Here is a 13,021-nt window from a genome sequence, read left to right on the forward strand (position 1 = left end):
CACGAAGGAAAGACGATGAAAGTTGCCTGCATCGGCGCAGGTCCCGGAGGACTGTTCTTCGCCACACTGCTCAAGCGGAGCCGGCCCGGCGCCGAGGTCGTGGTCTTCGAACGCAACCGCCCCGACGACACGTTCGGCTTCGGAGTGGTCTTCTCCGACGCCACACTCGACGCCATTGACGCCGCCGATCCCGTCCTCAGCGAGGCGCTGGAGAAGCACGGCCGGCACTGGGACGACATCGAGGTCCGCGTGCACGGTGCCCGGGAGCGCGTCGGCGGCATGGGCATGGCGGCTGTCGTACGCAAGACGCTGCTGAGCCTGCTGCAGGAACGGGCCCGCGCCGAGGGCGTGCAGATGCGCTTCCAGAATGAGGTCCGCGATCCCGCCGAGCTGGACGACTTCGACCTGGTTGTGGTGTGCGACGGCGCCAACAGCCGCTTCCGCACCCTGTTCGCCGACGACTTCGGACCGACCGCCGAGGTGGCGAGCGCGAAGTTCATCTGGTTCGGCACCACCTACGCGTTCGACGGGCTCACGTTCGTCCACCAGTACGGCCCCCACGGTGTCTTCGCCGCCCACGCCTATCCGATCAGTGACTCGCTGAGCACGTTCATCGTCGAGACCGACGCGGACTCATGGGCCAGGGCCGGTCTCGACGCCTTCGATCCGTCGACCCCGCCGGGCATGAGCGACGAGAAGACCAAGAGCTACCTGGAAGACCTGTTCCGCGAGCAGATCGACGGGCACCCGCTGGTCGGCAACAACTCCCGTTGGGCCAACTTCGCTACCCGCAGGGCCCGTTCGTGGCGACGGGGCAAGTGGGTGCTGCTGGGCGACGCTGCGCACACCGCGCACTTCTCCGTCGGGTCCGGCACCAAGATGGCCATGGAGGACGCGGTCGCGCTGGCCGAGGCCCTGGGTGAGGCGTCTCACAGCGTGCCGGAGGCACTGGAGATCTACGAGGAGCGCCGCCGCCCCAAGGTGGAGAAGATCCAGAACTCGGCGCGGCCCAGCCTGTCCTGGTGGGAGCACTTCGGCCGCTACGTCCGTACGCTCGACGCCCCGACGCAGTTCGCCTTCCACTTCCTCACCCGCAGCATCCCGCGCGGCAAACTCGCCGTGCGCGACGCGTCGTACGTGGACCGCGTCGACGGATGGTGGCGGCGCTGTCACGATGCGGGGCCCCTGAAGACGCCTTTCCGGGGCGGTCCGTACCGACTTCCCTCGCGGCGGGTGACGGTCGACGACGACGTCCTGACCGGGACCGACGGCACCGGCATCCCGATGGTCCCCTTCAGCGGTCAGTCGTCGGGGGCGGGCGTATGGATCGACGCCCCGGACACTGAGAAAGGTCTGCCGCTCGCCCTTGATCAGGTGCGTGAGACGGCAGAGGCGGGCGCCTTGCTCGTCGGTGTACGCGGCGGTACGGCGCTGACCCGCGTACTGGTCGCGGAGGAGGCCCGGCTCGTGCACAGCCTGCCCGCCGCGATCGTCGGCGCGTACGACGACGACACCGCGACCACGCTCGTCCTCTCCGGCCGGGCCGACCTCGTCGGAGGCACCAAGTGACCGCCCTGGACGCGCTGTTCGCACCCCGAGCCATTGCCGTGCTCGGCGCATCGGCCACGCCTGGGAAGCTCGGCGCGGCGATGGCCGACTCCCTGGCTTCCTTCCCGGGGCCGGTGATGAAAGTCAACTCCGGCCGTCCGGACCCCGATCGGGGCTTCTTCCCCACCGTCGGCGAGGCCGCCGCAGCCCACGGCATCACACCCGACCTGGTCGTGTCCTGCATTCCGGCCACCGTGACCGCCGACGCCCTGCGCGAGGCGGCAACCGTCGGCGCCCGCGCCGCACTGGTGTGCGCCGGCGGGTTCGCGGAAGCCGGGGGTGACGGCCCGCTGCACCAGAAGGCGTTGACCGAGGTGGTACGGGACACCGGCATCCGGGTCCTCGGACCGAACACATCAGGCTTCCTCGCTCCCCACCGACGGCTCACGGCCACTTTCGTCCCGGGCGCGCCCGACCTGGAACCGGGTCCGGTGGCGGTCGTGGCCGCGAGCGGCGGCGTGAACCACGCGCTGGCGTTCGCCCTGGCCGAGGCCGGCGTCGGCCTGCGTCTCGGGGTCGGGCTGGGCAACAGCCTGGACGTCACCCAGGCCGACGTCCTCGACCACCTTGCAGAGGACGACGGCGTACGGGCCGTCGCCCTGCACGTGGAGACCGCCGCGGAAGGCCGCCGCCTCACCGAGGCGGTACGGCGTCTGACCGATCGTGTCCCCGTGGTAGCCCTGGTCGTGGGCCGTAGCGACATCGGAGACTTCGCCCGCTCCCACACCGGTGCCCTGGCCACCTCCTGGCGCGTGACCAGGACGGCCCTGCGCCAGGCCGGAGCAGTCCTCGTCGACGACGAGCGCGACCTCGTCGACGCCGTCACCGCGCTCAGCCGTCTACGACTTCCCGCGCATCCCCGTGCAGGCGTCGGCCTGGTCACCGCCCAGGCCGGACCCGGTCTGCTGCTCACGGACGTCCTGCGCTCCCACGGCATCCAGGTTCCCTCGCTGGTCGAACGGACGGTGAAGGAGCTGCGTGAGCTGCTTCCGGCCCTCACTTATCTGAACAACCCCGTCGACACCGGCCGGCCTTCGCCCGTGCTCACGCAGGTGGTGGAGCGGGTCTCGGAGGACCCCGGTATCGATGTCACCGCCGTGTACGGGCTGCTGGAACCGACGGCGGTGGACCTCCCGGCGGCGCTGACCGCCGCCCGTACGGCCACTCCGCTCGTCGCCGTCGTCGGCGGACCCGTGGAGCAGGCGCGGCGGGCCCGCCGTGAACTCGGCGAAGCCGGCATTCCCTGCGCGGCCACGCCGGCCTCGGGATCGGCGATGGTGCGTGCGCTCGTCGAGGACGCGGCCTCCCGAGCCCGTCTGGAGGCCCCCGACGTCACCGTGCCCGGTGCACCCACCCTGCCCCCGCCGGGGCCGGTCGACGAGCACACGGCCAAGGGCGTCCTCGCGGACTTGGGCATCCACACGCCCGTACGGCGCGTGTGCGCCGACCCCGCCGCGGCGCACGCGGCTCTCGATGAGCTCGGCGGCTCGGTCGTCGTGAAGATCCTCGACGCGGACATCCTGCACAAGACGGAAGTGGGCGGGGTCCAGGTCGGCATCCGCACGCACGAGGAGCTCGACGAAGCCCTCGCCCGCATGCCCGCGAGCCCCGCGCTGCTGGTGGAACAGATGGCCCCCGCGGGTCCCGAACTCATCGTCGGCGTACGCCGCGACCCGGTCTTCGGCCCCGTGCTGGCTCTGGGCGCCGGGGGAACGGCTGCCGAAATCCTCGGCGACGTCTCCCTGCGCCTCGCACCTCTGTCCGCGAACGAGGCCCACGCGATGCTCGACGAGCTCGCCACCCGCCAGATGTTCCTCGGCACGCGCGGCGCCACCCCGGTCGACCGCGCGCGACTCACCCACGTGCTGCTCGCCCTCGCCTCCCTCGCCGCCGACGATGCCGTGGCCGAGTGCGAGATCAACCCTCTGCGCGTCCTGCCCGACGGCGACGTCGTCGCGCTCGACGCCGTACTGCTGCTGCGAGACCCCCGGGATCAAGGAGGATCCAATGACGCGTGAGGGATTCGTGCCCTGGCCCAAGGAGGCGGCCGACCGCTACCGCGAGGCCGGGTACTGGCGTGGCAGGCCACTGGGCTCGTACCTTCACGAGTGGGCCGAGACCTACGACGACACGGTGGCCGTCGTGGACGGCGACATGCGTTTGACGTACCGTCAGCTCATCAACAGGGCAGACGGATTGGCATGCCGTCTGCTGGACAGTGGTCTCAACCCCGGTGACGCGATGCTCGTCCAGCTGCCCAACGGCTGGGAGTTCGTCACACTCACCCTCGCCTGTCTGCGGGCCGGAATCGCTCCCGTGATGGCGATGCCCGCGCACCGCGGTCACGAACTGCGCTACCTGGCCGCACATGCCGAGGTCACGTCGATCGCCGTACCGGACCGACTCGGCGACTTTGACCACCAGGCCCTGGGGCGGGAGATCGCCGAAGCCACCCCGAGCGTACGGCTGTTGCTCGTCACGGGTGGCACAGTCGGCACGGGCGCCACGGACCTGCGCGCCCTGGCGGAACCGGCCGACGACCCGGTCGCCGCACGGGCCCGGCTCGACCGGACAGCCCCGGACAGCGGCGACATCGCCGTCTTCCTGCTCTCCGGCGGCACGACCGGACTGCCGAAGCTCATCACCCGTACCCATGACGACTACGAGTACAACGCCCGCCGCAGCGCCGAGGTCTGCGGCCTCGACTCCGACTCCGTATACCTGGTGGCCCTGCCCGCCGGACACAACTTCCCCCTGGCCTGCCCCGGCATCCTCGGCACCCTCATGAACGGCGGCCGGGTCGTCCTGGCCCGCACCCCGGAGCCCGGCAAGGTGCTGCCGCTGATGGCCGCCGAGGGCGTGACGGCCACCGCCGCCGTACCGGCCGTCGTCCAGCGCTGGATCGACGCGGTGGCCTCCGGCCGCCACCCCGCCCCGCCCGCACTACGGCTGTTGCAGGTGGGTGGCGCCCGCCTCGCGCCGGAGGTCGCCCGCCGCGCCGGACCCGTGCTCGGTGGCACGCTCCAGCAGGTGTTCGGCATGGCAGAGGGGCTGTTGAACTACACGTGCCCTGACGACCCCGACGAGATCAAGATCGAGACACAGGGGCGCCCCATGTGCCCGGACGACGAGATCCTCGTCGTCGACGCCTCCGACGAACCGGTCCCGCCCGGCGCGATGGGCGCCCTGCTCACCCGCGGCCCGTACACCCCACGCGGCTACTACCGGGCCTCCGAGCACAACGCCCGAGCGTTCACTCCCGACGGCTGGTACCGCACCGGTGACGTCGTCCGGCTGCACCCGTCGGGCAATCTCGTCGTCGAAGGACGAGACAAGGACCTCATCAACCGGGGCGGCGAGAAGATTTCCGCCGAGGAGGTCGAGAACCTGATCTACCGCCTGCCCGGTGTCGCCCGCGTCGCGGCCGTCGCGAAGGCCGACCCCGACCTGGGGGAGCGGGTGTGCGCGGTCGTGGTCGTCGAGGCGGGAACCCACTTGAGCCTCGAATCGGTCCGTGCCGCCCTCATCGCGATGCAGGTGGCGCGATACAAGCTCCCGGAAGACCTGCTGGTCGTGGAGGAGTTGCCGCTGACAAAGGTCGGCAAGATCGACAAGAAGCGTCTGCGGGATGTCGTCCGTGGCAAGGCGGACTCCGTCGAGGCGGTGTGACGGCGCTCGCCGCGGCGGCGAACTGGCCGGCGGCGTTGCGGTGACGCTCCCGCTTCCCCGGAGGGAGTCAATCGGCTTTGCCGGCCTTCTGGCGGTACCTGGGGAAACAGCTCCAGGTACCGCCATCGCCGTCGCCCCGTCCCGACCGTCGGACCAGCAGCGGGATGTACCCCGTCCTGGTGACCAGCGATATGCGTCCTCTCGTACGTCCTGCCGCTGAGTCTTTCTCTGTACGGACCAGGCCGAGTGCTTCGAGCACCAGTCGGTCGGTCAGAGGACACGGATCGGCGTCGTCGGCGCGAGCCCACGGCTGACCAGGGACCGAACGTCGCCACCCGTCGTGCGCATGGCCAACGGCGGCCCGGAATCGAGTAGTGGTCGTCATTCCCCGTCGCAGACGCCCTCTACAGCGAACTTCTGGTACAGGTGCGGGTAGGCCACGGTACCGGCAGGGTAGCTCCCCAGATGCGAGGCGAACTCCGGCGTGCCGAGCGCTGCACGGAGGTGCTCGGTGGATTTCCAGACTGCGACGTTGGTGAAAAGCCGGCTGCCGCCGATGCCCCGGTACAGCTGCACCGAGAGGAGGCTCCCCGACTTCTTCATGTACTCCGCGTCGTCCGTCCAGGCGGCCACCACCTCATCCTCCTTGCCCTCCGGGGCGACAAAGGTGTTGATGATGGTGACCGGGCCGGCCTCCTCCTTCTGCTGGTCGTGGAAGTGGGTGGACTCGTCGAGGTGGCCGAACTTGAGCATGGTTCCTCCATGAACTCGTGTGTGGTGAGTTGTGATCAAGGAGCGGTCCGGGTGAGGGGCCAGGCCCCTGTGGCACCGCCCGTGGTGTGCGTTCAGGCGTTGTGCTTGTCGAGGAAATCGGTGATGAGCTGCAGCCACTCGTCGGTCCGCTCCAGCATCGGCAGGTGGCCGGTGGCGATTTCGGCGAGTTGGGCGCCGGGGATGGTCTCGGCGAGCCGGCGGTGCAGGTCGCTGGAGACGAGCCGGTCGTCGGTGGTCGAGATGACCAGCGTGGGGACCGTGATGCCGGCGAGGTCGTCCCGGACGTCGACCTGGCCGACTAGGTCGGTCTGCTCGGAGCTGCCGTCGGCCGTACTGGCGGCGACGTAGCCGAGGGTCTGCTGCAGTTGCTCGGCCGACATCGACTCCAGCGCCTGGGTGCCGAGGGCCGTCATGAGCTGGAATTCGGCGAGCAGCTCGCGGTCGCCGGACGCGGCGATCTTGCTCTGGATCGAGGAGGCGAGAGCGAGCCGGTTGTCGCGGTGCGGAAAGGCGGCGGTCAGGACGAGTGCGCTGACGCGCTCGGGGTCGCGGGTGGCGGCGCGGATGGCGACCGGGCCGCCGAGGGAGTAGCCGGACACGGCGAAGCGGTCGAGGCCCTCTGCGTCGGCGGCGGCGACGAGTTGGTCGGCGAGGTCGTCGACGGACAGCGGGGTGGTGGAGCGGGGAGTGTCGCCGCTGCCGGGGTAGTCGACGCCGACGACGGTGTGGCGGGCGGCGAGCGCTTCCAGGACGGGGCCGTAGGTGCCGGCCAGGCTGCTGCCGGCGCCGTGGGCGAGGAGCAGGCCGGGGCCGAAGCCGAGGCGAGTGCGGGCGAATGTGGGTGCGGTGAGGTTGCGGGGTGACATGGCGTCTGCCTTTCGAATCGTCGACACGCAAGAATCATCCAGTGCGTGTGATTACTTCCTCAGGTCTATCACACAGTGCGTATGATTGCCGCCTGTGACGTCAATCACACACGCCGTATGATGTGCGGGTAGGGTGGTGGCATGAAGCAGCCCCTCCACCGCCGTCAGCCGACCCCGGGCAACCCGCGCGTACAGCGCACCCGCAATCGTGTGCTGGCGGTCGCGCGGGAACTGCTGCCTCAGGTCGGACCTGCCGGGCTGACCTACGCCCTGCTGGCCGAGCGGTCGGACGTCACCCGCCAAACCCTCTACCGGCACTGGCCCACCAGGGCCGCGCTGCTCTTCGACCTCGTCCTCGAAGGCCCCGACCTCGGCACCTACCCCGAACCGGGCAGCGACGTGCGTGAGGTGGCCACCGCCTGGCTGAAGAGCCTGCGCGCCGGCGTCAGCGTGCCGGCCGTGCGAGCCGCGGCCCTGGCCGTCACCGCCCAGGCCGACCACGACCCCGACAGTGCGCGGGCGCTCGTCCGCATCGGCGAAGACCGCTATGTCGGCTTCAACAAGCTGCTGGAGCCTTCGGGCATCCAGATCAGCGACGACGATTTCACCCTCCTGTACGGGCCCGTCCTCGCCCGCCTCTTCCTCGACCGTGGCCAGGTCACCGACGCCTTCATCGACGCCGTGGTCGCCCAATGGCTCACCACGCTGCAGCCTGCCGAGGCACCGCAGGACTCCCGGTAGTAATCACCGAAAGCTCTCTACAGAGAGGAACAACCGCGTACAGGCAGCGAAACCGGACTCGTGTCAACCCGTCATCGCCGCCCCTGCCGCGTGAGCCTCGCCGCCTGGTGCCGGGCGCTGCTCCACACCCAGCATGACCGCCGGCCAGCTGCCCCGGTCCGCATGTGGAGCGCCGTCAGGTCCTCGCGGACATGCTCGCCGACCCTTGGTTGGCCGAGCCGGTGTGGTCGACCATCGACCTGAGCGAGACCCTGCACCGGTGCGAAGTTCTCGAAGGCACGGGCGTCGCTCAGGCGATCGGCTTCATGTGCTGAGTGGTACGTGCTTTATGAGGCGGTTGTTGTCTGGCGGTCATGCACGTACTCCTCGTCCCGCCGGTGGACAACGTCGACCACCCTGCTGTGCGGCACCTGACTTCGGCGGTCGGCACCGCGCTGTCCGGTTCCGTCGTGAGCGCGTTCCTTGGTATGGGGTCGGCCAGGCACGTGGAGCCCGCTGGACACGAGCTCGGCGATGACGCGCTACATGGAGGAACCGCCGGCCTGCTCACCTGGGTGGGGGCAGCGGCGGCGGGGCCGGCGGCGTTGCTCGCGGGTCCGCTCCACTAGCCGACCGGTGACCGCCAGCCTACGCGGCTACGTCGGCGCCGTGGGTTCCCACGCCTGAGCGCCGGACCGGCCTGTTGGCGGCAACCGGCCAGGCCGAGGAGCGACTTGGCCGCTTACGCTCCCCGGTCGGCCTGGACCGCGCGCACGCCAGCCCGAGGAGAGAGCGGTCTCCACCATCGCGGGGACCATCGCCCTTCTGCGCAGGCCCTGCCGGGCTGGCGACGGCGCCGTGACGCACGCACACACGACCTGACTCGCACACAGAATGAAGAGGGGAACCGGAAATGAACCTGCGACGGAACATCTCGCGTCGAAGGATGATCGAAGGAGCATCGGCCGCGGCGCTTGTCACGGCGGCTGCGGCCACGGTGCCTGCTGCCATGGCCAGTCCGGAGGCGGCAGCGTCCGGGCCGGGGCTGCCGAAGGGCAACTGGCGCATTGACACCCACGCGCACTACTCCCCCGACGTGTACAACGACTACCTCAAGCGCTATGGCCTCCTCGGCGCCGGGCATCGACCTGGAACTGGCCATCGACATGTTCGTCGGCCCGCTGCTCATCCGCACGTTCGTACGCCACGACCCCGACCTCCCGGATGGACTGCCCGAAGAGATCGTCGACACCGTCCTCCATGGCCTACGGCCTGTCAGCTCCCCACGCAGTTGAACGCGTAGGCATGGGGGCGCAGCCGCTGCCACCCGCCCGCCCGCCGCACCCGGTGGGCGCGCGAACCCGACACGGTGGTGCGCCCCGGCCGCTTGTCCGTCGCATACCGACCAGCCGTCAGCGCGGTGGTGGTTCTCCGTTGTCCCTGCGTGAGATGTCTCCCCTCCATTGGCCGGCACCCCACGACTGCGTCGGGGCGCTCAGTCTCTCGCGGCGAACGCGGTGGCCGCTTCCATGAAGGACGCGGGTACACGGCCGAGCAGCATCCGCAGGACGTTGCTGTTGCCGCGCAGGCCGTGCCGGTCGTAGTCCTGCCACATGGCGCGCATGTCCGAGGCCCGGGAGGCAGAGTCGGCCACTCCCGGCGGGAGCGGTGCGTCCGCCCAGTCCACCGTCCTCGCCTCCAGATCCACTCCTCGCGCACGCCCGGCGAAGCGCACCGCCTCGGCCAACGTCAGGGCGGGTCCCGCGAGTTCGTAGGTCGCCGAGTCGTGGACTTTCTCGGCAAGCACCTTGACGCCGGCTTCCCCGAGGTCGCGCAAGTCGATGAACGAGAACACGTTGTCGACGTTGAACGGCACCCCGACGGGGCCGGCCGGAGCCCTCCCCCACGTCGACAGGACGATCTGCGCGAACATCGAGGGCTGGAGGATCGTCCAGTTCAGCCGCGAGGCCCGCACGGCGGCCTCGGCGTTCGCTTTGCGCAAGTGGTGGCGCAGCCCTGGGGTGTGGGGGTGGAGGACAGACAGGTACACGAACCGGCGGGCGCCCGCGTGCTCAGCCGCCTCGAGCGCCCTCATCGCGAGCACGTCTTCCTCCGGGTGGAACGCCGGCGGGATCATGAACACGGAGTCCGCGTTCTCCAGCGCTTGACGGATGCTGTCCGGCTTCGCCAGGTCGGCCTCGACGATGTCGTCCAGGCCCAGGGCAGCCACTCGTTCCCGCCCTGCCGGGCCGTGCACCACGGCCCGGACCCTGAATGGAGCTCGCAGCGCGGCCTTCAGCACGTACGTACCGCAGAGCCCGGCCGCCCCGATCACCGCGATCAGGGGCGGCTCCTGACTGCGTACGGCTTGTGATTCGGACACGTTCCCGGCTTCCTCTCGCAGTTCTGCGGCGACTTCTCAGAGTCGTGACAGGCTCGTGCGTCCGTTCAGGGATTGATCACGGTCATCCACATCGGGTCGTCGACCCGTTGCTCTATGGCGTCCATGGCCTTGAGCGCTTCGGTGAGCGGGAACCGATGGGTGATGAGCTCGTCGGCCGTGAGGGCGCCCGTCGCGAGCAGACGCAGCACATCCGTCGTGTCCTGGCGGGTGCACGCGCGAGTGGCGACGAAGCGCCAGCAATGCATCATCAGGGCGATGGCGGGGAGCGACAGCGGGGTGGAGTTACCGCCCATGTGCACGAGTGTGCCGCCGGTGGCCATGCCGGCCATGGTCTGGCCGAGGGCGGGACCCTCCGGGATGAAGTCGATGACGGCATGGGCTCCCTCGGGCGCCAGCTCGCGCAGCCGACGGGTGAGAGTGCCGTCGGTCGACCAGTTCTCAGGGAGTTCGTCGAGTGCGACGACACCGGCCGGTACGCCGCCGGCGAGCCCGGCGACGCGGTGGAGGCGCTCGCTGTCGCGGCCGACGAGGATCAGACGGGCGACTCCGAAATGCTCCGCGAGTTTGACCGTCGCGGTTCCCATGGTGCCGGTCGCCGCGGTGACCACGAGGGTGGCCCGTTCCGGCAGGTCTGCGCACTTGAGTGCGCGCACGGCGTTGGCCAGATCCTGAACCTTGGCCGCGACGTCGAAGCCGACGGAGTCCGGCAGGGAATCGGTCAGCCAGTGCGGGACACGGACGTATTCTGCGAGTCCGCCGTCGTGGTACTGCTCGTACAGGGGCATCGGGGCATCGCCGAAGGCGGCGTGGCCGAGCATGGCCTGCTGGGCGCACATCATGTCCCGGTCGGTACGGCAGTACTCGCACTCACGGCAGTTCAGCAGGGGGTGCACCCGCACTCGATCGCCGACCGCGTGGCCGGTGACGTCGCGGCCGACGGCGGAGACGACGCCTGCGGCCTCGTGGCCGAGTGTGGTGGGCAGGTGCTTGAGCGCTCCCATCCGAAGCAGGCGCATGATGCCCGGCGCCAGGCCGGCGGAGGCGACCTTCACGACCACGTCGTGCGGACCTGGCTCGGGGACGGGCACTTCCTCCAGGACGAGTGCTTCGGCGCCCTGGTGCGCTCGCAGGGCAAGCATCGTGGCCATCAGCGGACCTCCACGGTGAGGCTCGGGAGAAGTTCGGGGGTGTAGGCATCCGCCGTACGCGTGGTCTCGGCGACCTGGGGCAGTTCCTGGTGCGAGAGGAGACTGACGTAGTCACCGGGCTCGGTCACGACGCTGGTGTGGGAGATGCCGAGCGGGATGCGCACGAAGTCGCCCGGCTGGAGGTCGACGATGCCCCGCTGGGTGATCAGCGTGCGGTGACCATGGGCCTGGTACTGGATCTCGTCGGCGTCGAGGGTGCGCCGGTAGCGGCGCTGTCCACCGGGAATGGTGGCGACCATGCCGAGGCGGATGCGATCTGTCGTGTACAGCCAGGTGATGTCCTGACCGGGATCGGCCCGCAGCACCGCCATCCGCCGGTCCTCCTGGTGCACCTGCTCGAGCAGGAGCTGTTCGTCGACCCCGAAGACGGTGATGTCGTGGCCGACCGCGGCCATGCACTGAGTGATCGCCTCGTTGGCCTCGCCGGGCTGCCAGCCGGGAAACGGCGGGAACACGGCCCCGGACTCCCGCTGGGCCGGCGCCAGCTCGGTAACCGGCGCGGGGATGTAGAACAGCAGGTGGGTGTCCTCGCGGCCGTAGTTGTCGTGGGCGACGCCGCGCGGGATACGGGAGAACTCGCCGGGCTGGAACTCGATCACGCCGAGCTCGGACATCAGCGTCCGCTCGCCGCCGATCTGGTAGGAGATCTCGTCGACGTCGCAGTTGCGGTGGTAGAACGGCTGCCGGCCGTCGAGTTTCTGCCACTCGACGCGGATCTCGTCGTTCTCGTAGACGCCGCGCGGCGGGGCGAATGCTTCCGGCTCGTATTGCTGCGGGTAGTGCACCACGGTCAGCGGCGGGTGCTCCCCCCACAACTGGACGGGCACCTTCGGGGGATGCGGCGGCGAGAGAAGCAGGTGCTCGTCGCGGACGATGCTGCGCAAGGGATGGTCGGAGCCCAAGACCATGACGTCTTCAACGACACTCACGGGGACCTCCTTGTCCTTGGGTGAATGAGTGGATCGACTCGGGTGACGGGGAGGGAATGTGTGCCGCAGCCTGTTGCCTGAAGCTCGTGGCAGTGGTCACCTCTTTCGGCCCCAGTACATCTCGATGCCCTTCCATTCCAACAGCTGAGGACTGTCGACCTTGTCCCCGAACGCCTCGCGGATCTGCTCTCCGGAGTAGTAGGGGATGTCGTCCACGGGGACGTGCGCGAAGAGTTTGTCGAACCACTGCCGAAGGTGGACGTCGGAGTTGATACGGGAGAAGAACGTCGCTCCCTTAAGGACCGATTCGGCCAACACGATGCGCCGGCCGGGCTTCATCACCCGCAGCAGGTCCGCAGCCGTCTCGGCCCAGTCGTCACAGTGTTGGGTCGCCTGCAACACGGCGACGCAATCGTATGCCTCGTCGTCCACCGAGTCCGTGTACGACCAGCGCCAGCAGCCGATCTGGCCGTTCCGACCGGGGACCTTGCCAAGGACCGCGTTTCGTCCGTCCTTGATGATCTCCACGGTGTCGATGACGCCCTCCGGCCCCACCAAGGCCCGCATGTCTTCGACCCATCCGGAGGGCGCGATGCCCTCACCGATGAGCAGAACCCGGTCTCCGGCACGGAGTTCGAGCAGACCGTAGACAATCTCGGAAATCGGCCGCGCCAGCTCCTGCCAGATATACGGCAGGCCACCGGCGATGGCCATGGCCATTTCCCATTTCGCCCGCAGGTTGACGTCCTGGATCTCCGGGCCGAAACGCTCCTCGTCCCACGGCTGGATGTATCCCCACGGGTCTCCGCCACCGAAGCTGTCCTTGGCTTGTGTACTCATGTC

At 69.5% G+C, this 13,021-nt stretch carries 13 protein-coding genes; 7 read left to right on the forward strand and 6 right to left on the reverse strand.

The annotated features are described in order from the left end of the window. The first annotated feature begins 15 nt into the window (after nt 1–15). From OG798_RS08490 to OG798_RS08500, 3 genes are read left to right on the forward strand one after another with little or no spacing between them, the layout of a single operon-like run. Nucleotides 16–1,569 carry an FAD-dependent monooxygenase gene (locus OG798_RS08490; protein ID WP_328756729.1) on the forward strand — a complete coding sequence of 518 codons (1,554 nt, stop codon included), beginning with the start codon at nt 16–18 and terminating at the stop codon, nt 1,567–1,569. Continuing rightward, nucleotides 1,566–3,626 carry an acetate--CoA ligase family protein gene (locus tag OG798_RS08495; protein ID WP_328756730.1) on the forward strand — a complete coding sequence of 687 codons (2,061 nt, stop codon included), beginning with the start codon at nt 1,566–1,568 and terminating at the stop codon, nt 3,624–3,626. The genes OG798_RS08490 and OG798_RS08495 overlap by 4 nt, the downstream gene beginning before the upstream one ends. Beyond that, nucleotides 3,616–5,277 (forward strand): (2,3-dihydroxybenzoyl)adenylate synthase, encoded by a 1,662-nt coding sequence (locus tag OG798_RS08500; protein ID WP_267060841.1) that lies wholly within the window; start codon nt 3,616–3,618, stop codon nt 5,275–5,277. The genes OG798_RS08495 and OG798_RS08500 overlap by 11 nt, the downstream gene beginning before the upstream one ends. A 381-nt stretch (nt 5,278–5,658) precedes the next feature. On the opposite strand, the gene OG798_RS08505 is transcribed toward OG798_RS08500, so the two are convergent. Together OG798_RS08505 and OG798_RS08510 are read right to left on the reverse strand one after the other, a co-directional pair. Beyond that, nucleotides 5,659–6,030 carry an antibiotic biosynthesis monooxygenase family protein gene (locus OG798_RS08505; protein WP_267060842.1) on the reverse strand — a complete coding sequence of 124 codons (372 nt, stop codon included), beginning with the start codon at nt 6,028–6,030 and terminating at the stop codon, nt 5,659–5,661. A 92-nt stretch (nt 6,031–6,122) separates the two neighbouring features. Beyond that, entirely contained in the window at nt 6,123–6,944 is an 822-nt protein-coding gene (locus OG798_RS08510) for an alpha/beta fold hydrolase (RefSeq protein ID WP_323138695.1), read from the reverse strand. 114 nt (nt 6,945–7,058) lie between these two features. On the opposite strand from OG798_RS08510, the gene OG798_RS08515 reads away from it, so the two are divergent. From OG798_RS08515 to OG798_RS08530, 4 genes are all read left to right on the forward strand, one after another. Further along, the gene (locus OG798_RS08515; RefSeq protein WP_267060843.1) at nt 7,059–7,658 is read left to right on the forward strand and encodes a TetR/AcrR family transcriptional regulator; all 600 of its coding nucleotides are present in this window, start codon (nt 7,059–7,061) and stop codon (nt 7,656–7,658) included. 164 nt (nt 7,659–7,822) lie between these two features. After that, nucleotides 7,823–7,972 (forward strand): hypothetical protein, encoded by a 150-nt coding sequence (locus OG798_RS08520; protein ID WP_328756731.1) that lies wholly within the window; start codon nt 7,823–7,825, stop codon nt 7,970–7,972. 39 nt (nt 7,973–8,011) lie between these two features. Further along, nucleotides 8,012–8,266: a hypothetical protein gene (locus OG798_RS08525; protein WP_328756732.1), complete on the forward strand. Its 255-nt coding sequence runs from the start codon at nt 8,012–8,014 to the stop codon at nt 8,264–8,266. Between the two features lie 492 nt (nt 8,267–8,758). Further along, complete coding sequence (locus OG798_RS08530; protein WP_168489250.1) at nt 8,759–8,932, forward strand: hypothetical protein; 174 nt, start codon at nt 8,759–8,761, stop codon at nt 8,930–8,932. Nucleotides 8,933–9,132: 200 nt separating this feature from the next. Here the strand turns inward: OG798_RS08530 and OG798_RS08535 are convergent, their stop codons facing one another. From OG798_RS08535 to OG798_RS08550, 4 genes are all read right to left on the reverse strand, one after another. After that, on the reverse strand, nt 9,133–10,020 hold the full coding sequence (locus tag OG798_RS08535) for an SDR family oxidoreductase (protein ID WP_267060846.1): 888 nt from the start codon (nt 10,018–10,020) through the stop codon (nt 9,133–9,135). A gap of 65 nt (nt 10,021–10,085) precedes the next feature. Further along, nucleotides 10,086–11,189, reverse strand: a complete 1,104-nt coding sequence (locus OG798_RS08540; protein ID WP_328756733.1) for an alcohol dehydrogenase catalytic domain-containing protein — start codon at nt 11,187–11,189, stop codon at nt 10,086–10,088. Further along, entirely contained in the window at nt 11,189–12,178 is a 990-nt protein-coding gene (locus OG798_RS08545) for a hypothetical protein (RefSeq protein ID WP_267060848.1), read from the reverse strand. Before OG798_RS08545 ends, OG798_RS08540 begins: the two co-directional genes overlap by 1 nt. A 96-nt stretch (nt 12,179–12,274) precedes the next feature. Beyond that, the gene (locus tag OG798_RS08550) at nt 12,275–13,018 is read right to left on the reverse strand and encodes a hypothetical protein (protein WP_266421312.1); all 744 of its coding nucleotides are present in this window, start codon (nt 13,016–13,018) and stop codon (nt 12,275–12,277) included. Nucleotides 13,019–13,021 lie beyond the last annotated feature (3 nt).

Source organism: Streptomyces sp. NBC_00271 (genome assembly GCF_036178845.1).
Taxonomy (GTDB): domain Bacteria; phylum Actinomycetota; class Actinomycetes; order Streptomycetales; family Streptomycetaceae; genus Streptomyces.